The sequence below is a fragment of the Listeria weihenstephanensis genome, assembly GCF_003534205.1.
In the GTDB taxonomy this organism is placed as follows: Bacteria; Bacillota; Bacilli; order Lactobacillales; family Listeriaceae; genus Listeria_A; species Listeria_A weihenstephanensis.
This window is the reverse complement of sequence record NZ_CP011102.1, coordinates 1,944,538-1,964,720: the sequence shown is the minus strand read 5'-3', so window position 1 is coordinate 1,964,720 and position 20,183 is coordinate 1,944,538. Positions and strand designations below refer to the sequence as shown.

At 42.6% G+C, this 20,183-nt stretch carries 19 protein-coding genes, 1 pseudogene and 1 other annotated feature; of the genes and pseudogenes, 18 read left to right on the top strand and 2 right to left on the bottom strand.

Features of this window, described 5'->3' with window-relative positions; genetic code table 11:
• The first annotated feature begins 7 nt into the window (after positions 1-7).
• The 5 genes and pseudogenes from pheA (at position 8) to UE46_RS09525 (ending at position 3,458) form a co-directional block, all read left to right on the top strand.
• A complete protein-coding gene (gene pheA / locus UE46_RS09540; protein ID WP_036061730.1) occupies positions 8-865 on the top strand; it encodes a prephenate dehydratase in 858 nt (285 codons plus the stop codon).
• A gap of 130 nt (positions 866-995) precedes the next feature.
• Positions 996-1,722, top strand: a pseudogene (locus tag UE46_RS09535) (YebC/PmpR family DNA-binding transcriptional regulator).
• 91 nt (positions 1,723-1,813) lie between these two features.
• Positions 1,814-2,179, top strand: coding sequence for a DUF4064 domain-containing protein (locus UE46_RS09530; RefSeq protein ID WP_036061732.1), 366 nt, complete (start codon positions 1,814-1,816; stop codon positions 2,177-2,179).
• Positions 2,180-2,316: 137 nt separating this feature from the next.
• Complete coding sequence (locus UE46_RS16410) at positions 2,317-2,448, top strand: hypothetical protein (RefSeq protein WP_257791165.1); 132 nt, start codon at positions 2,317-2,319, stop codon at positions 2,446-2,448.
• A gap of 71 nt (positions 2,449-2,519) precedes the next feature.
• Positions 2,520-3,458, top strand: coding sequence for an L-lactate dehydrogenase (locus UE46_RS09525; RefSeq protein WP_036062023.1), 939 nt, complete (start codon positions 2,520-2,522; stop codon positions 3,456-3,458).
• A gap of 38 nt (positions 3,459-3,496) precedes the next feature.
• Here the strand turns inward: UE46_RS09525 and UE46_RS16315 are convergent, their stop codons facing one another.
• On the bottom strand, positions 3,497-3,643 hold the full coding sequence (locus tag UE46_RS16315; RefSeq protein WP_159103109.1) for a hypothetical protein: 147 nt from the start codon (positions 3,641-3,643) through the stop codon (positions 3,497-3,499).
• A 187-nt stretch (positions 3,644-3,830) separates the two neighbouring features.
• On the opposite strand from UE46_RS16315, the gene ruvA reads away from it, so the two are divergent.
• The 13 genes from ruvA (at position 3,831) to dtd (ending at position 17,973) form a co-directional block, all read left to right on the top strand.
• Positions 3,831-4,433: a Holliday junction branch migration protein RuvA gene (gene ruvA, locus UE46_RS09520; protein WP_036061733.1), complete on the top strand. Its 603-nt coding sequence runs from the start codon at positions 3,831-3,833 to the stop codon at positions 4,431-4,433.
• An 18-nt stretch (positions 4,434-4,451) separates the two neighbouring features.
• The gene (ruvB, locus tag UE46_RS09515) at positions 4,452-5,453 is read left to right on the top strand and encodes a Holliday junction branch migration DNA helicase RuvB (RefSeq protein ID WP_036061735.1); all 1,002 of its coding nucleotides are present in this window, start codon (positions 4,452-4,454) and stop codon (positions 5,451-5,453) included.
• 14 nt (positions 5,454-5,467) lie between these two features.
• The gene (gene queA / locus UE46_RS09510) at positions 5,468-6,499 is read left to right on the top strand and encodes a tRNA preQ1(34) S-adenosylmethionine ribosyltransferase-isomerase QueA (protein WP_036061737.1); all 1,032 of its coding nucleotides are present in this window, start codon (positions 5,468-5,470) and stop codon (positions 6,497-6,499) included.
• An 87-nt stretch (positions 6,500-6,586) separates the two neighbouring features.
• Positions 6,587-7,726, top strand: coding sequence for a tRNA guanosine(34) transglycosylase Tgt (gene tgt, locus UE46_RS09505; RefSeq protein ID WP_036061739.1), 1,140 nt, complete (start codon positions 6,587-6,589; stop codon positions 7,724-7,726).
• Between the two features lie 35 nt (positions 7,727-7,761).
• Positions 7,762-8,094 (top strand): preprotein translocase subunit YajC, encoded by a 333-nt coding sequence (gene yajC / locus UE46_RS09500; RefSeq protein ID WP_036061740.1) that lies wholly within the window; start codon positions 7,762-7,764, stop codon positions 8,092-8,094.
• A 286-nt stretch (positions 8,095-8,380) separates the two neighbouring features.
• Positions 8,381-8,668 carry a post-transcriptional regulator gene (locus UE46_RS09495; RefSeq protein WP_051492996.1) on the top strand — a complete coding sequence of 96 codons (288 nt, stop codon included), beginning with the start codon at positions 8,381-8,383 and terminating at the stop codon, positions 8,666-8,668.
• Positions 8,669-8,739: 71 nt separating this feature from the next.
• Entirely contained in the window at positions 8,740-11,001 is a 2,262-nt protein-coding gene (gene secDF, locus UE46_RS09490; RefSeq protein WP_036061741.1) for a protein translocase subunit SecDF, read from the top strand.
• A gap of 132 nt (positions 11,002-11,133) precedes the next feature.
• A complete protein-coding gene (locus UE46_RS09485) occupies positions 11,134-11,391 on the top strand; it encodes a hypothetical protein (protein ID WP_036061742.1) in 258 nt (85 codons plus the stop codon).
• Between the two features lie 128 nt (positions 11,392-11,519).
• Positions 11,520-11,849 (top strand): LapA family protein, encoded by a 330-nt coding sequence (locus UE46_RS09480; protein ID WP_036061745.1) that lies wholly within the window; start codon positions 11,520-11,522, stop codon positions 11,847-11,849.
• A 99-nt stretch (positions 11,850-11,948) separates the two neighbouring features.
• The gene (gene recJ / locus UE46_RS09475) at positions 11,949-14,312 is read left to right on the top strand and encodes a single-stranded-DNA-specific exonuclease RecJ (RefSeq protein ID WP_118907573.1); all 2,364 of its coding nucleotides are present in this window, start codon (positions 11,949-11,951) and stop codon (positions 14,310-14,312) included.
• The gene (locus UE46_RS09470; protein WP_036061747.1) at positions 14,309-14,830 is read left to right on the top strand and encodes an adenine phosphoribosyltransferase; all 522 of its coding nucleotides are present in this window, start codon (positions 14,309-14,311) and stop codon (positions 14,828-14,830) included. Before recJ ends, UE46_RS09470 begins: the two co-directional genes overlap by 4 nt.
• A gap of 446 nt (positions 14,831-15,276) precedes the next feature.
• A complete protein-coding gene (locus UE46_RS09465) occupies positions 15,277-17,496 on the top strand; it encodes a RelA/SpoT family protein (protein WP_036061749.1) in 2,220 nt (739 codons plus the stop codon).
• A 21-nt stretch (positions 17,497-17,517) separates the two neighbouring features.
• Positions 17,518-17,973 (top strand): D-aminoacyl-tRNA deacylase, encoded by a 456-nt coding sequence (gene dtd, locus UE46_RS09460; protein WP_118907572.1) that lies wholly within the window; start codon positions 17,518-17,520, stop codon positions 17,971-17,973.
• 500 nt (positions 17,974-18,473) lie between these two features.
• Here the strand turns inward: dtd and UE46_RS09455 are convergent, their stop codons facing one another.
• Entirely contained in the window at positions 18,474-19,760 is a 1,287-nt protein-coding gene (locus tag UE46_RS09455) for an N-acetylmuramoyl-L-alanine amidase (RefSeq protein WP_036061752.1), read from the bottom strand.
• A gap of 153 nt (positions 19,761-19,913) precedes the next feature.
• Positions 19,914-20,151, top strand: a binding site (T-box leader).
• Positions 20,152-20,183 lie beyond the last annotated feature (32 nt).

The window sequence follows — 20,183 nt, the reverse complement described above, 5'->3', positions numbered from 1 at the left end:
CATTTTGATGAAGGTTGGTTATTTGGGTCCGGTGGCGACATTCACACATTCTGCGGCAGTTAGCGCATTTCCTGATGAGGAGGCAATTGCATACGCGTCTATTCCCGATTGCATTATGGCGATTGAAAAAGGGAAAGTCGATGTAGCGGTCGTTCCGATTGAAAATACGCTTGAGGGAACGGTGAATATCACGCTCGATTATTTGTATCATATTTCAAGCGTGCCCATCGTAGCGGAAATTGTCGTTCCGATTGCGCAACATATTATGGTGCATCCGAATAACAAAGCGACGTGGCAATCTGTTCAAAAGGTGATGTCACATCCGCAAGCAATCGCGCAGTGCCATACGTTCTTACAAACAGAGCTATATGGTGTCGAGCGTGAGACGACCCCTTCTACGGCTTATGCGGCGGAATGGGTGAGTAATCATCCTAGTGAGCTTGTTGCTGCTATTGCGCCTTATATGGCGGCTGAGCAGTATGGTCTCATGATTGTAAAAGAAAATGCCCAAGATATTGAGTTGAATCAGACGAGATTTGTCGTTTTAAGTCGAAATCCAGTGAATATCGCGTTGCCAGATCGCGCGGAAGAGAAGACATCGGTAAGTGTTATTTTACCGAATAACATGCCGGGTGCGCTTCATAAAGTATTGGCTACTTTTGCGTGGCGGAATATTGATATGAGTAAAATTGAATCTAGACCGCTAAAAACATCGCTTGGCGAGTATTTCTTTTTAATTGATTTACTTTCTGACGGTGAGACGCAGCTGGTTCAAAATGCCTTGGAAGAGATTGCTTTGCTGGGTGGTAAAACACGAGAATTAGGAACGTATCATGTTTACAGACTGCCTGTGAAGATGAAATAATATATGGGAATCACGCCGAACCATGTAAAAATTGGTTCGGCGTGATTTTTTGTAGCGTTTTCATTGATGTTTTGAGTGAACTAGGCTAGACTTTTAACTAACAAATGAGTTTGAGGGAGTGTAGTGAAATATGGCAGGACATTCGAAGTGGAAAAATATTCAAGGCCGGAAAAATGCGCAGGACTCTAAGCGGGCAAAAGTTTTTCAGAAGTTAGCGAAGGAAATTTTTGTGGCGGCGAAGGGTGGGGCGGATATTGCTACGAATGCGTCTTTACGACTTGTGGTGGATAAGGCGAAAGCGGTGAATATGCCGAATGATAATATTAAGCGAGCGATTGATAAGGCTGCTGGGAATACGAATGGGGAGCATTACGATGAGATCACGTATGAAGGATATGGACCAGGTGGTATTGCGGTGCTTGTGCATACGTTAACGGATAATCGGAACCGGACATCAACAAACGTGCGCGTTGCATTTAATAAGAACGGCGGTAGTCTTGGTGAGACGGGAAGTGTTGCGTATATGGTTTGATCGTAAGGGATATATTGTGATCGAACGAGAGGGCTTGGAGGCTGATGAGGATACGTTTATGCTGGAGGCGATTGAGGCTGGGGCGGATGATGTGGAAGTTAGCGACGAAGCTTTTGAGATTTACACCGAGGCGGGAGCATTTACGGAGGTCAAAGATGCGCTTGATGCGGCGGGGTATCATTTTGCGACGGCGGAGTTATCGATGATTCCACAGGTGATAAACGAAGTTCCAGAGGATAAAAAGGAACAATTTGAGCGGATGGTTGATGCGCTAGAGGACGATGATGATGTGCAGGAAGTATACACGAATGCGGATGGGTATTGAGGTACTTTACAGCGCGCTGATATTAGTGTAATCTTGTTCTATAGGCTTTTTTACGTGGCTTTTAAATTCAAGAACAAAGAAGGAGAGCTCAATGAACAGAACAGCAGAATTTGTATTAGGATTAATTGGCGGGATTACAGGTATTATTGCAGCTGGAACAACGATGCTGGCTGGTTTATTTATGACGGCAGCTTCGGTTGCAACGATGGAGGATTTCGGTAGCCTCTTTGGATTTGGCGCTATTGCATTTGGTGTATTGATTTTTCTAATGTCCGGATTTGCGATTGTCGCATCTTGTCTAATCAAAGCGAATGCTAAACTTTGGGGTATTATCTTGATTATTATCGGCGGTGTTGGCTTTGTATTGATTCAACTACTTTGGATCGTGCCAGGCGTACTACTACTTATTTCAGGTATCATGTGCGTTTCTCGTAAACCACCATACGAAGATTTTTAAAAGAGGAACTTGCTTACTTTTGTAGGCAGGTTTTTTTTGTGTCAAAATTGTAAGGTAGATGTCATCTAAATCGCGGGAATTGGTCGCTCTTTATTGATAAAATGAACCTATAAATAAGGCGAATGGAGCGGGTAAAGATGAAAAAATTAATCGTAACTGGGGCAGTTTTAGGAACATTATTATTAGGTTTAAGTGGTTATTTCTTGTATCAATTAGAAGGTGCGGTTGTTGGGGCAAGTTCGCCACAGTTGGAATTGCTGCAAAAATAGTAAATCGATTACTTCCTTTTCGACTTAATTCTGTGTAAAATAGGAACATGAAGTGGGAAGGATTGATGAATTTGAAACCTAGAAAAGTGATGATTATCGGTGCTGGGAATGTTGGTTCGGCGGCGGCGCATGCTTTTGTGAATCAGAATATTTGTGAGGAATTAGTCCTTGTCGATTTAAATACAGAACGTGTGGAAGGCCATCGCAAGGATTTAGCGGATGCAGCGGCTTTTACGCATGGTATGATGAAAATTAGCGTACGTGAGGCGAAGGATTGTCGTGACATCGATATCGCGGTGATTACCGTGACGGCCGGTGCTTTGAAAGAGGGCCAAACGAGGTTGGATGAGCTAAAAAGTACATCGCGGATCATTGCAAATATTGTCCCAAAGATGATGGAGAACGGGTTTGAAGGTATCTTTTTAGTAGCGGCGAATCCGGTTGATATTATTACGTATCAAGTATGGCAGCTCTCTGGATTACCGCGTCATCGGGTGCTTGGTACTGGCGTTTGGCTAGATACAACCAGATTACGTCGTTTGTTATCTGAAAAATTGGATGTGGCACCGCAAAGTATTGATGCGTTTGTACTTGGTGAACATGGCGATTCACAATTTCCAGTTTGGTCGCATTCGTCGGTGTACGGAAAGTCGATCAACGCCTACAGCAAAGAAAAGTTTGGAACGGAATTTGATTTGAAGGATATCGGTGAACGTGCGCGCGATACTGGCTTTGAAATCTATCATCAAAAAGGGTGCACGGAATATGGTATCGCTGGAACGATTGTGGAAATTTGCCGTAATATTTTCAGTGGAAGCCACCGAGCCTTGGCGGTTTCTTGTGTCCTGGATGGGGAATACGGCAAGCATGGTATTGCAATTGGCGTGCCAGCCGTTTTATCGCAGGATGGTGTGAAGGAAATTATCACATTGCAATTGAATGCGTTGGAGCAAGAGCAGTTTGATGCTTCGGCCGCGGTGATTGCCGAAAATATTAAGCATATTGGCTAATTTATTAAACCTTACGAGAGAATTTTCGTGAGGTTTTTTTATCTGTTTTTGTTATCTTCTTTGTTCAATTGCTTTAGTTTTTGATCGACTTGATGTTGGGACAGATTTCGGTTAGTTGGATTTGCAATGGATGGCATCGCTTGAATGATTTTTCTTAGTGTTTTGAATATTGTTTTTTCAGTCATTATAATCCCTCGCAGTCTCTTTACTTTTATCCATTGTATGCGATTTCATTCGTCTTTACAAGAATTATTTGGAGAGTTGTGTAGTTTTTAAGTTTGTTGAAATTGTTGCGCGTTTAATAGTACAAATGTTCTTTTTTATGCTATCATGGAAGGAGCGAATTTATTTTTAGATGGAGGGGCATTTTCTTTGTATGAATATATAAAAGGTACGGTGACGGATATTTCTCCGGAATATATTGTGATCGAAACGGGCCACATTGGTTATCAAATTATCACTGGAAATCCGTTCTCTTTCTCCAGTTTGGAAGGGAAGGAAACGAAGGTTTTTCTATATCAGCATGTACGTGAGGACAATATTTCCTTGTTCGGTTTTCAGACATCAGAAGAGCGTTATTTATTTAAAAAACTGCTAGGTGTTTCGGGAATTGGTCCAAAGAGTGCGCTTGCGATTATTGCGGCGGGCGATCCTGTGCCACTTATTTCGGCGATTGAAGCGGAAGATGATGTGTATTTGACGAAGTTTCCGAGTGTCGGAAAAAAGACGGCGCGCCAAATTATTTTGGACTTAAAAGGGAAGCTTGCGGATGTGGCGGCGGATCAGATTACGGTTCAAAAGGCGACGAAGGACATTTCCGATGGGCTACCGCCGGCGCTTGAGGAGGCAGTTTTGGCACTCGAGGCACTTGGTTACAGCACACGTGAGCTCAAAAAAGTATTGCCTAAATTGGAAAAAGAAGTGTTGACGAGCAATGATTATATCAAATTGGCATTGCAGCTGATGACCAAGTAAGAACAGGGGGAATGTGACATGGAAGACCGCATCATTTCTGGTGAAAATGTGAATCAAGAAGAGGTTTCCTTCGAGAAAAGTCTCCGCCCACAGACCTTGGCGCAGTACATCGGACAAGAAAAAGTGAAGAATAACTTAGAGGTGTTCATCGAAGCGGCGAAACAGCGCGAAGAGGCGCTGGATCATGTGCTTTTATATGGGCCACCTGGGCTTGGGAAGACGACGCTTGCGATGGTGATTGCGAATGAAATGGGAACGACGATGCGAACGACGAGTGGTCCTGCGATTGAGCGACCAGGTGATTTGGCGACGATTTTGACGACGCTTGAGCCTGGAGATGTGTTGTTTATTGATGAGATTCATCGGTTGAATCGTTCGATCGAAGAGATACTGTATCCAGCGATGGAGGATTATTGTTTGGATATCGTGATTGGTGCAGGCCCTACAGCGCGTTCAGTACGCTTGGATTTACCGCCATTTACGTTGATTGGTGCAACAACGCGTGCTGGGCAGTTATCAGCGCCTTTGCGTGATCGATTTGGCGTGATTGACCACCTGGAGTTTTATTCGGAGGAGCAGTTGACGGAGATTGTGACACGGACGGCGGATATTTTGGATACGGAAGTTGAGAAATATGGCGCAGTTGAGATTGCGAGACGATCACGTGGAACGCCGCGTATTGCGAATCGTCTACTAAAACGGGTGCGTGATTTTGCGCAAGTTCGTAGTGATGGCTTGGTGACGGAAAGCTTGGCGCGCGAGGCATTGACGCTACTGCAAGTGGATCCGCGTGGTTTGGATACCATTGATCAGCGATTGCTTGCGACAATTATCGGCTCATTTCGTGGTGGGCCAGTTGGCTTGGATACGATTGCAGCGAGCATCGGCGAAGAACGCGAAACGATTGAGGATATGCAAGAACCATATTTGTTACAGATTGGATTTTTACAGCGGACGCCACGCGGAAGATTGGTGACGGACGCGGCTTACGAGCATTTAGGATTAACGAAAAGTGAATGAAAAGGTGTGTCGAAATGAGAGTAGAAGATTTTGATTTTGAATTACCAGAAGAATTAATTGCACAGACGCCGCTGCTTGATCGGACGTCGAGTCGGTTGTTGTTACTCAATAAGGAAACGGGCGCGATGGAAGATAAGCATTTCCCTGCGATTTTGGAGCATTTGAAGGATGGAGATGCGCTTGTTTTGAATGATACGCGTGTTTTACCAGCACGACTTCACGGCGAAAAAGCGGAGACGGGTGCGCATATTGAAGTTTTGTTGCTGAAGCAAATGGAAGGCGATGCTTGGGAAACGCTTGTTAAGCCTGCCAAAAGAATTCGTAAAGGAATGCGGATCGTATTTGGTAACGGTGAACTTTCAGCGGTTTGTTTGGAAGAGCTGGAGCATGGCGGTCGTATTTTACAATTTGAGTACAGTGGTATTTTTTATGAAATTTTAGAGCGATTAGGTGAAATGCCGTTACCTCCGTATATCAAAGAACAACTGGAGGATCAGGATCGTTATCAGACTGTCTTTGCTCGTGAAAATGGTTCGGCAGCAGCGCCAACAGCTGGTTTACATTTCACGCAGGATTTATTGGAACAGGTTCGCGCAAAAGGTGTGAAGGTCGTTTTCTTAACGCTCCATGTTGGTTTGGGAACGTTCCGGCCAGTGGATGTGGAAGATACGGAAAATCACAAAATGCACTCGGAATTTTACCGATTGACGGCAGAGGCTGCGCACGAATTAAATGTTGTGAAGGCTGCTGGTGGCAAAATTGTTGCGGTGGGGACAACATCGATTCGGACGCTGGAAACGATTGCGTCGAAATTTGACGGGAAGTTGCAAGAAGATAGCGGCTGGACGGAGATATTTATTTCGCCGGGTTACACGTTTAAAGCGGTGGATGCCTTGATTACGAATTTCCATTTGCCGAAATCGACGCTGATTATGCTGGTAAGTGCGCTTGCTGACCGTGAAAAGATTATGGCGGCCTACGAGCATGCGGTCGCGGAAAAATATCGATTCTTTAGTTTCGGTGATGCGATGTTTATTTACGCTTAATTTATTTTTTTACTAGAAAAGACTTGTTTTTCAGTGCTTTTTTAGATATGCTATGGTTTGGATATAACAAATAGAAAGAGGTAGAAAATGGCTGCGATTACCTATGAACTAATAAAAACAGATAAGCAAACGGGCGCCCGCCTTGGCAAAATTCACACGCCTCACGGTTCTTTTGATACGCCTATGTTTATGCCAGTGGGAACGCTTGCGACTGTTAAAACAATGTCTCCAGAAGAACTAAAAGCAATGGGTTCTGGTATTATTTTGAGCAACACGTATCACTTGTGGTTGCGACCTGGTGAGGATTTGATTGAAGAAGCTGGTGGTCTTCACAAATTTATGAACTGGGATCAGGCGATTTTGACGGATTCTGGTGGTTACCAAGTATTTAGTCTGAGCGATATGCGTGATATTAAAGAAGAAGGCGTGCATTTCCGTAATCATTTGAACGGGGATAAATTATTCCTTTCACCTGAAAAAGCGATTCAAATTCAAAATTCGCTTGGCTCGGATATTATGATGTCGTTTGACGAGTGTCCACCGTATCCTGCAACGCATGACTACATGAAAAAATCGATTGAGCGAACGTCTCGCTGGGCAGAACGTGGTTTAAAAGCACACGCGCGTCCGCATGATCAAGGACTTTTTGGGATTGTGCAAGGTGGTTCGTTTAAAGATTTACGTGAGCAAAGTGCGCGTGATCTTGTATCGATGGATTTTCCTGGTTATTCGATTGGCGGATTGTCGGTTGGGGAACCAAAAGATATTATGAATGAGGTACTTGAGTATACGACACCGCTCTTGCCTGCGAATAAACCGCGGTATTTGATGGGTGTTGGTTCGCCTGATGCCTTAATTGATGGTGTGATTCGAGGTATTGATATGTTTGACTGTGTACTTCCGACGCGTATTGCTAGAAATGGTACGTGTATGACGAGCCAAGGTCGTTTAGTTGTTCGTAACGCCAAATTTGCGCGTGATTTTCGTCCAATTGACGAAGCTTGTGATTGCTACACATGCAAAAACTATTCTCGCGCCTACATTCGTCATTTGATTCGTTGTGATGAAACATTTGGAATTAGGCTTACCACTTATCATAATCTACATTTTCTGTTAAACTTAATGGGGCAAGTTCGTGGAGCAATTATGAACGACCGCCTTGCTGATTTCCGGGAAGAATTTTTTGAGCAGTATGGCCTTAATGGTCCGAATGCGAAAAATTTCTAATATAGAATTAAGAATGAAAGGAGCTGAATAAACACATGGCAATGCTAATACCATTATTACTTATGATCGTATTATTTTACTTCTTGCTTATCCGTCCACAACAGAAACGTCAAAAAGAAGTGACTTCAATGCAAAGTGGTCTTTCTAAAGGCGATAAAATCATTACTATCGGAGGGTTGCACGGAACAGTCGTAGCAATTGAAGATGGCAATATTGTACTTGATTGTGCAGGTAGCGAACTAACTTTTGATCGCAATGCAGTCCGTACTGTTTTAGCGAAAGCAGACGCAGTTGAAGAAGTAGTGGAAGTGGAAGAAACAGAAGTGGAAGAAACACCTACCACAGACGTAGATACAGAGAAAAAGTAAGACATATTTTCCGATAAAACAAGCCATGGATTAATTTCCGCGTATTGGCTTGTTTTTTCTTGCAAATATCGGGGTATAAAGAAGTTAACTGCTTTTAAAGGAATTGTTGTGTTTTTGCTAGTAAAACCCTCTTTTGAACGCAAAAAAAGGTGCTTTTTAGGGCTAGATTCGATCAATTTGTGAACAACGTAGAAATAAAGATTTGTGTTTTTTGAAGATTATGCTTCCCATTTACTTCATAATTAGATAAAATGAATCTATGTTGTTTGAAAAAGAAGGTGTGAGAATGAGACGAAGATCTGACAAAGAGTGGTACGACCAGTTAGAAATAGCAATTTTAATTAGAGTAGAAGATTTTAAAATTATGGGGTACCGTGAAATCGAAGCGGAACATATTTGGTCTTTTTTAGTGGAAGTTATTTGGAAAGATCAAGAAGATCCGCAGTTGCATCAACGCATTCACGACATTTTGCAAATGAAAATAGCAGAACTAATGGACTTTATTACGATGGGTCCGCCAGATGAGGAAATGAAGGAAGATGCTTTAGAACTTCTGATGGGAGAGCAAGACTAGCATTCTACATAGCGTAACGACGTCAAAAAGGGCGTTCTGTTGTTAGTAGATGAGGGAGGAATTAGAAAGAAATGATAAAGAAGAGTAAGATAATTACATTTTTCCTGATTGTGGCGATTATTTTTGGAGCGGTTATTTTTACAGCAAAACCTGTTCTAGATAAAATCAATCTCGGCCTTGATCTTCAAGGTGGTTTCGAGGTTCTTTACCAAGTAGAGCCAGCTGACGGAAAAAGTAAAGTAACCAATGAAACACTGAAAGAAACCGTAGCAACACTTGATCAGCGTATTAATACGTTAGGTGTTACGGAACCGGTTATTACAATTGAGGGCGGCAACCGTATTCGTGTGCAGCTCGCAGGTGTAACGGATCAAACAGAAGCACGAAAAATCCTATCGACACAAGCTGTATTGTCATTCCGTGATGCGAATGATAAGTTGATGATGGATGGTAGTGACCTTGTACCAGGCAGCGCTAAAGCTGTGACAAACGATAAGAACCAAGCAATCGTTACATTGGAAATGAAAAGCAAAGATAAATTTGCTAACGTAACAAAAACAATTGCTGCAAAAGCGCCAGACAATCAATTAGTTATTTGGTTGGATTGGAAAGATGGACTGAAATATAAAACAGAACGCGTAAAAGAAAAACCAGCATTCCTTTCTGCACCAAACGTAGATCGGGAATTGGATACGAAGAAAGTAGAAATCTCTGGTAGTTTTACAATGAAGTCTGCAAAAGAACTAGCGAACTTGCTAAATTCTGGTGCGCTTCCAGTTAAATTAACAGAAGTTTATTCGACATCGGTCGGCGCACAGTTTGGACAAGATGCTTTGTCTGAAACGGTTGTTGCTGGTCTTGTAGGTGTTATTGCAATCTTTATCTTCATGATCGCTGTATACCGTTTACCAGGTATTGTGGCGTCTATTACGCTCGTGGCATACACATACATTGTGCTACTCATCTTAGGTTTACTAAACGCAACCCTTACTCTACCAGGTATTGCCGGATTAATTCTCGGTATTGGTATGGCGGTCGATGCCAACGTTATTACCTACGAGCGGATAAGGGAAGAACTCAAGGTTGGTAAATCCACGAAAACAGCCTTCGATACAGGTGGGAAAGAATCCTTCAGAGCTATCTTTGATGGAAATATTTCGACACTGATCGTTGCTGGAGTTCTTTTCTACTTCGGGTCAAGCTCGATTAAAGGTTTCGCGACCGTATTGATTATTAGTATTTTAGTGAGTTTCTTGACTGCCGTTTGGGGTTCAAGAGCGCTTATGGGACTTCTTGTAGGCAGTAATGCACTGAATAATAAGCCAGGATTATTCGCGGTTCGCCGTAAAGATATCCATGACTTACATGAAGGTAAGCAAACATTCGATTTGAAAACGCATTTTGATAAGTATGATTTCGTAAAACATCATCGCGCATTCTTAACTACTTTCGCGGTCATTGTGGTCGTCGGAATTGTTATTCTATCGGTGTTCAAATTGAATCTAGGTATTGATTTTGCGAGTGGTACGCGTGCGGAAGTCACATCGACGCATGCACTTACGGAGACGCAGATTAATAAAGATTTGAAGGAAATTGATATGCCTTCTGATGATGTTAATTTCCAAAATAACAATAAAACGGCTGTTATTAGTTATAAGGGTGCCTTGACGCAGGATGAAATTGCGAAGTTTAAAACGTATTTCAAAAAAGCGTACGGGGAAGATCCGAATATTAGCACGGTAACGCCAACTGTTGGACAAGAACTGGCGAAAGATGGTCTGTGGGCACTTGCCATTGCATCACTCTTGATTGTCGTTTATATTGCTTTCCGATTCGAGTTATCGATGGGGATCGCGACAATTCTTTCGCTACTGTTTGATGCCTTCATGATCTTTATCTTCTTCAGCATATTCCGCTTAGAGGTCGATCTGACATTTATTGCGGCGGTGCTGACCGTCATCGGTTATTCGATTAATGATACGATCGTTACGGCTGATAGGATCCGGGACGTTTCCTACAAAATGGGACGTTTCAAAAAACCAGAGGATATCGCGTTTGCGGTCAATCACGGTTTACGTCAAACCTTTATCCGTTCGATCAATACCATTTTGACAGTATTGTTCACGGTTATCGCTTTGATTATCTTCGGTAACGAGTCGATTCTGAACTTCTCGATTGCGCTATTAATTGGATTAGTATCTAGTGTGTTCTCATCCATCTTCATGGCAATGCAATTGTGGTATGTATTTAAGAAACGCGAACTGAAGAAAAAAGGCGTTATTAATACGCAGAAGAAGAAAAAACGCTCAAGAACGGACCAACCAGTCGTATAATCTGTGATAAGCGGATTTTCGGCAAGACTTAGCTAAGAAGCGTCTGATGCCGAATGTTTATCTTATCTGAGGAGAATCAGGTGAGATAAGCATTCGGCATTTTTTATTGATAATAAGGAGTAGGGCAAACATATGATTTGGCAGATAGTTGTGATAGCGCTTGGCGTGGGGCTTTTTGTGCTCGGATTATTCTATTCGAAAGATTGGCATAACGGTTGGCTAGATGGTGGTTGGCCTGATTTTGACGGGTGGGATTCATTTTTCATCTCGATTATTATTGGGATTATTGCTTTTATCTTTATGATTTTACCGTGGTATGTTATGAAATCGATCTTTATTGTGGGCGGCCTAACGCTTGTGTATTGCGGGATTTGGGTGTTTTCATTTTAGGAAGATTTCGATGACGCTGCGCAGTCGTATGGTGAGATTCATTTTGAACTGGCGGCAATTTTAGATATAAATATTGGTACGAGAGATTTGCATAATTTAACGTTGCTATACGAGAGGGGATTTTTAGAATGAAAGTACAATGGCAAGTAATAGTTGGGATTGTGTTAGCGATTGTAATTGCAATTTTTGCGATCATAAATGTGGATTCTGTTGAGGTGAATTTCTTATTTGCGAAGGCGAGTTGGCCGCTGATTTTAATTATTTTGGGATCGGTGTTGATTGGTTGCTTGATTTTCTTCTGCTTGAATATTGTTCGTGTTAATTCGATGAAAAAGCAGATTAAGACATTGGAAGCGGCGAAAAAAGATTTGGAACGTAATCTAGCTGCTGAAAAATCACGTAAAGTGAAGGTTTCCGAAGTGAAAGTTGCTGATGAAGCGCCAAAACCAACTGTTTAAAAATATCGGCAAAAGGACCGCCTGAACTTGGTGGTCTTTTTTGCGTATACTTTTATCATGTTTTTCGGTATAATGGGTAAGGTTGAGGGGTGGTATATCATGATTCATTCTAAATATAAATGGCAGGTCGAAACGGCCGATGAAACAGCGATGCAACAAGTGGCGGAAGAGCTGAAATGTACGTTACCGATGGCAGAGCTTTTTGCACGGCGCAAGGTGACGACGGCTGGTCAATTGGATAAATTTTTAAATCCGGATAAGTATGAGGCGTATGATCCATTTTTATTTGCAGAGATGGACAAGGCTGTTGCACGGATTAAGCAAGCGATTGAAGCTGGGGAAAATATTTTGGTATACGGTGATTACGATGCAGATGGTGTGACGAGTGTAACGGTGTTGCTAAAAACATTGCGAAACCTTGGCGCTAATGCAGATTTTTATATTCCTAATCGGTTCTTGGAAGGATATGGTCCGAATAGCGCGGCATTTACGCAGGCGAAAGAATCTGGCGTTGATTTATTGATTACTGTGGACAATGGGATTTCAGCGCTGGACGTTATGGCGCACGCGAAAGAAATCGGGCTTGATGTGATCGTGACGGATCATCATGAGGCGAAGGAGACGATGCCTGAGGCGGTCGCTGTGATCCATCCGCGGCATCCAGAGTCCAATTACCCATTTCCTGATTTAGCGGGTGTAGGCGTGGCTTACAAGCTTGCTCACGCGCTGTTAGGTGAGGAACCGACAGAATTGCTCGATTTAGTGGCGATTGGAACGGTGGCAGATCTTGTTTCTCTGACAGATGAAAACCGCCTATTCGTGCAAAAAGGATTGCGCGTTCTTCGTGAAAATGCCAATATTGGTGTGGCGGCACTTGCTAAACTGGCGAGCGCTAAGTTATCTGAGGCGACGGAAGAAACGATCGGCTTTATGATTGCGCCACGGTTGAATGCTGTTGGTCGTTTAGGTCCCGCAGATCCGGCGGCTGATCTTTTACTAACGGATGATCCCGAGGAAGCGGTTTTTCTAGCAGAGGAGATTGATGAGGCGAATAAAGAGCGTCAAACGATTGTATCTCAAATTACGGAAGAAGCTTTGGCGATGATTGAAGCTGATTTTATGGATGAGGGCAATGAGGTGCTTGTGATCGGTAAAGTGGGCTGGAATCCAGGGGTTGTCGGGATTGTGGCGTCTAAACTGGTCGATCGTTTCGCGCGACCTGTGATCGTGCTTGGAATCGATGAAGTGACGGGTATCGCGAAAGGGTCTGGACGGAGTATCGAAGCGTTTCACCTGTACAAGGCGCTTGATGCTAATAAGGAACTTTTAAAAGCGTTTGGCGGTCACCCGATGGCGGCTGGTATGACGCTTGATGCGGCGGATGTTGAAGCGTTACGCAAAAATTTATCGCAATTAGCGCGGGAAACATTGGCTCCTGAAGATTTTGTGTCCATTTTGCGGGTAGAAGAAACGATTCCTGTTGAGACGGTTACCGTTGAATTTATCGCCCAGTTAAATAAGTTGGCGCCATTTGGGACGGACAATCCAAAACCTATTTTTGCGTTTGAAGGGGTTCGCTTAGCGGGCACAAAGCGGATTGGTGCGGATAAAACACATTTGAAAACAGCGCTGACAGCTGATTCTGGCGCTTCGATGGATGCAGTTGGATTTGGCAGCGGCGAACTTGTTGAGAAAATTTCTCCGATGGCAAGAGTAGACGTTGCTGGGGAACTGTCCATCAACGAGTGGAATAACATGCGAAAACCGCAACTTCGTATTGTTGATTTACAGATTGGACATTGGCAATTATTCGATGTTCGCAGCCGTTCTGAATGGGAAAAACTATTGGAATCTAGAACGACGACGGATAAAGTTTTTGTTTGTTTTAAAGATGGCACGAAAGAAAAATTACTAGCTCAGAATGAGAACTTAATCTGTACGCAAATTCAGACGGAAACGGACTTGGTCGAGACAACAACGAAAGACCTTATTTTTGCGGATATACCAGATGATGTGGGCTTGCTTGAGGCGATTGTGATGAATACAGAAGCGGATCGGATTTACCTGCACGTTGCGGCTGAAAATGGTAATGCGATTGCGTCGATGCCGAGTCGTCAACATTTTGCGCAACTTTATGCGGTGCTCAAAAAACACCAACCTTTCCCACTCGCGCAGAATATGTCGCGGCTTTCCAAACAGTTTAGCTGGACGAATGATCAAATTGATTTTATGTTACAGGTGTTTTTTGATCTAAATTTTGCTACAATAGAGGATGGCGTGATTAGATTAAATGATGTCAAAGAAAAGCGTAACTTGGAAGATTCGGAGATTTATAAGGCTCGGGTATACCGAATTGCGTTGGAACAGAAATTACTCTATTCAAACTACAATGAACTGTACGAATGGATTGAGAAGCTGATGAATTCAAAGGGGAATTCAATTTTGGAGGAAATAGTAAAATGAACTTAGACGAATTGAGAAATTATGTAGCGATTGTAAACGACTGGCCAAAAGAAGGTATTGTTTTTAAAGATATCACGCCACTCATGAGTAATGGTGAGGCTTATAAATTCGCAACGGATCAGATTGTGGCATACGCAAAAAAATTAAATATTGATGTGATCGTGGGACCAGAAGCGCGTGGCTTTATTATCGGTTGTCCAGTGGCTTATTCGCTTGGAATCGGCTTCGCGCCAGTTCGTAAACCGAATAAATTACCGCGTGAAACGGTAGACATGGAATATGATTTAGAGTATGGTACCAATAAATTATCGATGCACAAAGATGCGATTAAACCTGGTCAACGCGTCCTAATTACGGATGATTTACTGGCAACAGGTGGCACGATTGAAGCAACAATTAAACTGGTAGAAGAACTCGGCGGCGTTGTTGCTGGGTGCGCATTCTTAATTGAACTGACAGAACTTGAAGGACATAAAAAACTAGCGGGTTACGACAAACTTATTTTAATGGACTTCTAAAAAAGTGGAAAAGCAGTTAACTCATTGGAGATGGCTGCTTTTCTACTTGGATAGGAGCAATTTCAAGGACATTTTCTGGGTCGCATACAAAAGATAAGAAAAGATTCGGCGGATATAGCTAAAATCAGTCAAAACTACTTTGTCAGTTTTCTAAAATATGCTATAATGTTAAATAAGATTCGATTTAGAAGAGCACTCACTTGTGGGTGCTTCAGACTGTAGAAAAACCGCTTTACATGATATTTTTTCTAAATTTCAGCATGTCGACAAATGCTTAGTTTCTAGGCAAAAGTGAGTACCAGCGTGGAGCGTACTAGGGTACGAGAGCACTGGAACGGAGGTTTTAACGACGACAATGAGCGTTTGTCGACATGCTGCAGCACTCACTTGTGGGTGCTTTTACATACTTAAAATTATTATGCGGGATGAAAAGGGTGTGGGGCATTATGGCTAAAGAACAAAATTTAACAGCGGATCAAGTGATAGAAATGGCTTCTCATTATATGAATGAGGAACATCTTACACTTGTTAAAAAGGCTTGTGACTACGCACGGGAAGCGCACAAAGACCAATTCCGCAAATCGGGAGAACCGTACATTATTCATCCAATCCAAGTCGCGGGGATATTAGTAGAATTAGAAATGGACCCAGCTACCGTGGCATCTGGATTTTTGCACGATGTCGTAGAGGATACGCCAATTACATTGAAAGACTTGGAAGAGGCGTTTAGCCCAGAGATCGCGATGATTGTAGACGGTGTAACTAAACTGGGAAAAATTAAATATAAATCGCATGAAGAGCAACAAGCGGAAAATCACCGCAAAATGTTCATTGCGATGGCGCAAGATATCCGCGTCATGCTCGTGAAACTGGCAGACAGGTTGCATAATATGCGTACTTTGAAACATTTACCAGTGGAGAAACAACGCCGAATCGCGAATGAAACGTTGGAAATTTTTGCACCGATCGCGCATCGTTTGGGGATTTCGCGTGTGAAGTGGGAGCTAGAAGATACAGCGCTTCGCTACTTGAATCCACAGCAATATTATCGTATTGTGCACTTAATGAAACAAAAGCGAGAAGAGCGAGAACGTTATTTGCGCGATGTTATTGATGGTGTAAACGAAAATTTAGACGAGTTAAATATTAAAGCTGATATTTCTGGCCGTCCAAAACATATTTACTCGATTTATCGGAAAATGTCGGAACAGCATAAACAATTTAACGAAATTTATGACTTGCTGGCTGTTCGAATTATCGTGGATAGCATCAAGGATTGTTACGCCGTTTTGGGTATCATCCATACGCGCTGGAAGCCGATGCCAGGCCGTTTTAAAGATTATATCGCGATGCCAAAATCAAATATGTATCAATCGCTTCATACAACAGTTATCGGTCCGCAAGGCGAGCCGCTAGAAGTTCAAATTCGGACGCTGGAAATGCACCAAATTGCTGAATATGGGGTTGCGGCGCATTGGGCTTACAAAGAAGGAAAAGTCATCAACTCGAAGACTTCTTTTGATAATAAAATGAGCTGGTTCCGCGAAATTATCGAATATCAAAATGAGTCGGAGAACGCAGAGGAATTCATGGAATCCTTGAAACTCGACTTATTTACCGATGTTGTCTACGTTTTTACACCAAAAGGCGATGTTTTCGAGCTACCAAACGGTTCTGTACCACTGGATTTTGCTTATCGAATCCATACTGAAATTGGTAACAAGACGATCGGCGCTAAAATTAATGGCAAAATTGTCACGCTTGATTATAAATTAAAAACTGGCGATATCATTGAAATTTTGACATCGAAACATTCTTACGGTCCGAGTCGTGATTGGTTGAAACTCGTGCAAACATCGCAGGCGAAAAATAAGATTCGTCAATTCTTTAAACGCCAAGCGAAAGAAGAGAATGTCGAAAAAGGCCGAGATATGGTCGAGAAAGAACTTCGCCAACTTGATTTTGAACCGAAGAAAGTGATGACAACAGATAATATTAATAAACTAGCGGAGCGCTTGAATTTTAGTCATGAAGATGATTTGTTTGCGGCGGTTGGGTATAACGGTATTACCGCGCTTCAAGTGGCCAATCGTTTGACGGAGAAAGAGCGTCGTGAGCGGGAACTAGAAGAGCAAACTGAGAAACTTTTAAATAAAATAGAAGAAAAGCCGAAGAATCCAGCAGATAGTAACAATGAACGTCTTAAAATCAAGCATAATGCGGGTGTTGTTGTACAGGGCGTGGGTAATTTGCTCATTCGTCTATCTCGTTGTTGTAACCCAGTTCCAGGGGATGAAATCGTTGGCTATATCACGAAAGGTCGCGGTATTTCGATTCACCGGAAGGATTGTCCGAATGTTAATGGCCCGGATACCGAGCGATTAATTGATGTCGATTGGGAAGACGCGGATATGACTGCTAAAACGGACTACAACGTTGATATTGAGGTATTTGGCTATAATCGTAATGGAATGCTCAATGATATTTTACAGGTCGTTAACAGCCTTACAAGCAATATTAACGGTGTCAATGCGAAAGTTGATAATAATAAGATGGCGACGCTTGTTCTGACATTGCAGATCCATAATATTACGCATTTACAACGAGTTGTTGATAAAATCAAGCAAGTTCCTGATGTGTACACGGTTAGGCGTTTAATGAATTGATAGTGAGCGGAGGAATGAGCGATGCGAGTTGTGGCACAGCGTTGTTACGAAGCAAGCGTGACGATTGATGATGAGATTGTGGGAGAAATCGCTAGTGGGCTATGTCTGCTAGTGGGTTTCACGCATGATGATACAGAGGAAGATGTGAAATATATCGCTAAAAAAATTGTTGGCTTGCGTATTTTTGAAGATGATTCTGAGAAAATGAACTTGTCGATTCAGGATTTTGGCGGTGCGATTTTGAGCATCTCACAATTTACGTTATATGCAGATGTGAAAAAGGGAAGGCGTCCGAGTTTTACGAATTCGGCTGGACCTGATGTAGCGTCTGGGCTGTATGATTTGTTTAATGACTTGCTTGGGCGTGAGGGAATAATTGTTGAAACTGGGGTTTTCGGGGCGTCTATGGATGTTCGAATTGTGAATCATGGTCCGGTGACAATTATTTTGGATTCGCAGGAGTTGTTGGGGAAATAGGGAATTTAAAGAGGAACGTGCTTGGGAGATCTGGATTTGCTTTTAAGTAGCGTTGCTGTATAAGAGATATTTATTTTTAGAATTAAAATAAGCCGCCTAAACAATTTGTTTAGGTGGCTTATTTGGCATGTTATGGCTCTTATGAGATAATGCTCGCTGATTTAGAGTCTCAATATGCGTGAGAAAAAAGTGAGCATGTAATCCATGCGGTTGGTTTTGTGGTTTGATTGCTAGCCTTGGAGTTATTCATGTTCGGCCCTCGAGTTTGAGGGAATTCATGTTTCTGTGGTGTAGTTTAATTTTCAGATCTAGCTCCAACAGCCAACTCCTCGAAAACTTCACGCCCTCCACAAAAACCAGGAGCGGGTTTTTATTGCGGCCGCTAACAGCTAAATGGTTGTCAGTTTCGCGTTGCTCAACTGCCTATTGATTCACTACAACAAAGCACACTACGCTTTGTAAGTTCATCAACATAAACGGGCTGTTTTCGCTTTTCGTCTTTAATTCCCAAAATAATTCCCTAATCCTTCGTAAATCGAGTTTGCTACTTCTTCGCGGAAGCCGTTGGAGTTCATTTTGGCTTCGTCGATAGTCGAGCTTAGGTAGCCTAGTTCGAGTAGGACGGATGGTTGGGTGTTTTCGCGTAGCACGTAGAAGTCGCCGTCACGTGTGCCGCGGTTTTTGCTGTTTATGTTGCTTTTTAGACTAGCGTTAATGCTGTCGGCTAAACTTTGATCTTTGTTTTTGTGATAGTATGTTGTTTGGCCATTGACGCTGGTATCGCTGGTGTCTTCTAAGGAATCGAAGTGAATCGAAATGAAGGCATCGGCGTTGTATTTTTCTGCAATTTTAGCGCGCTCTTTTAATGAAATGTACTCATCGCTGTCGCGTGTTAAAATTACTTTGGCGCCACTCTGTTCTAGACGCTTCGCAACTGCTTTCGCGGTTTTCAAGGTTGCTTTTTTCTCGACGGTACCGTTTTTGCCTTTTGCTCCAGGATCATTACCACCATGACCTGGATCAATGACGATAGTTGCTTCGGCAAGGGAGGTTGTCTTAGATTTTGGCGCACTCTGAGTTTTGGAATTGGAAACATCTACAACCCAGTTGGCGACATAACCATCTTCGCCGGAAGCGGTTTTGACTTGATACCAGTCACCTTGCACGCCTTCGATATTATATACGGTTCCTGAATCGGCTTTTTCAATGGTATTTGTATTTCGTCCAGCTCCAGATCGGATATTCGTTCCATCTGATCGTATGGTTACGGTCTGCAAATTGCTAGTAGATTCTTTTGTTGCGGATTCTTGCATCTTGATGTAAGAGGAGTTAACCCAGGCTGATTTTCCTTGATACTGAATCTGAGTCCAGCCGTTAGATTGACTTGTCACGGTGACTTGATCGCCAGCTTTTAGAGTTCCAAGGACAGAACTATTGGTGGATGCTTTACTTCGAACGTTTAAACCGCCGTCGCTTGTTACGGTTGCGAGGCTGTTACTCGAGGCGCTGACATCTACATTTTCAACAAGCCAACTAGCAACATAGCCGCTTTGGCCATTGCTCAGTCGAACTTTATACCATTTATTTTCTTCATCTATGACATTTAAAATTTCGTTCTTTCTGACTTGGGCTGTGACATCAAACGCGAGTCCTGGTCCGCCTCTGACGTTTAAGACTTCTGCTTTTACTTGCACTGTGTTAGCATTTGCCATTGCGATAGTAGATAAAACACCAGCTGCAATAAGCAAAAACGAGAGTACAGTGATAAACAGGAACTTATTTTTCATCAATCACATCACCTACACCTTAAAAAAATAGCTACTACCAAAAGATTATCACAAAAGGATGTATTATGAAACACTAAAGCTGTTTTTTTGTCATTATTTTTAAAACATTGTTGACTTTCGAGGCAGATTCTAGTAATCTTAAGGGTAATTAATAGATGACCGATGACGGAGAAAAGTAAGACATGCATTTGCTGAATAAGAGAGTCAAACCCTTAGGCTGAGAGGTTTGCCACAGTTGAAATTGTCAGGAAAGACACTCCCGAGGCTTCTTGCTAAACGGCATAGTGATGCTCAGTAAGTAAGGACGTTGACAGGCGTTAACTGTTTTGAGTGGAGGAAGTTTTTTATCCTCAATTTAGGGTGGTACCACGGGTTAACTCTCGTCCCTTGTTTTATTTAGTTAAGACAAGAGACGGGGGTTTT

Bases quoted from the DNA above. Each gene is read 5' to 3' on its own strand.
- UE46_RS09485 (WP_036061742.1), top strand. From the start codon at position 11,134: ATGATTTGGCAGATAGTTGTGATAGCGCTTGGCGTGGGGCTTTTTGTG.
- recJ (WP_118907573.1), top strand. From the start codon at position 11,949: ATGATTCATTCTAAATATAAATGGCAGGTCGAAACGGCCGATGAAACA.
- UE46_RS09530 (WP_036061732.1), top strand. From the start codon at position 1,814: ATGAACAGAACAGCAGAATTTGTATTAGGATTAATTGGCGGGATTACA.
- tgt (WP_036061739.1), top strand. From the start codon at position 6,587: ATGGCTGCGATTACCTATGAACTAATAAAAACAGATAAGCAAACGGGC.
- yajC (WP_036061740.1), top strand. From the start codon at position 7,762: ATGGCAATGCTAATACCATTATTACTTATGATCGTATTATTTTACTTC.
- secDF (WP_036061741.1), top strand. From the start codon at position 8,740: ATGATAAAGAAGAGTAAGATAATTACATTTTTCCTGATTGTGGCGATT.
- UE46_RS09455 (WP_036061752.1), bottom strand. From the start codon at position 19,760: ATGAAAAATAAGTTCCTGTTTATCACTGTACTCTCGTTTTTGCTTATT.
- UE46_RS16315 (WP_159103109.1), bottom strand. From the start codon at position 3,643: ATGACTGAAAAAACAATATTCAAAACACTAAGAAAAATCATTCAAGCG.
- UE46_RS09470 (WP_036061747.1), top strand. From the start codon at position 14,309: ATGAACTTAGACGAATTGAGAAATTATGTAGCGATTGTAAACGACTGG.
- dtd (WP_118907572.1), top strand. From the start codon at position 17,518: ATGCGAGTTGTGGCACAGCGTTGTTACGAAGCAAGCGTGACGATTGAT.
- pheA (WP_036061730.1), top strand. From the start codon at position 8: ATGAAGGTTGGTTATTTGGGTCCGGTGGCGACATTCACACATTCTGCG.
- queA (WP_036061737.1), top strand. From the start codon at position 5,468: ATGAGAGTAGAAGATTTTGATTTTGAATTACCAGAAGAATTAATTGCA.
- ruvB (WP_036061735.1), top strand. From the start codon at position 4,452: ATGGAAGACCGCATCATTTCTGGTGAAAATGTGAATCAAGAAGAGGTT.
- UE46_RS09480 (WP_036061745.1), top strand. From the start codon at position 11,520: ATGAAAGTACAATGGCAAGTAATAGTTGGGATTGTGTTAGCGATTGTA.
- UE46_RS16410 (WP_257791165.1), top strand. From the start codon at position 2,317: ATGAAAAAATTAATCGTAACTGGGGCAGTTTTAGGAACATTATTATTA.
- UE46_RS09495 (WP_051492996.1), top strand. From the start codon at position 8,381: ATGAGACGAAGATCTGACAAAGAGTGGTACGACCAGTTAGAAATAGCA.
- UE46_RS09465 (WP_036061749.1), top strand. From the start codon at position 15,277: ATGGCTAAAGAACAAAATTTAACAGCGGATCAAGTGATAGAAATGGCT.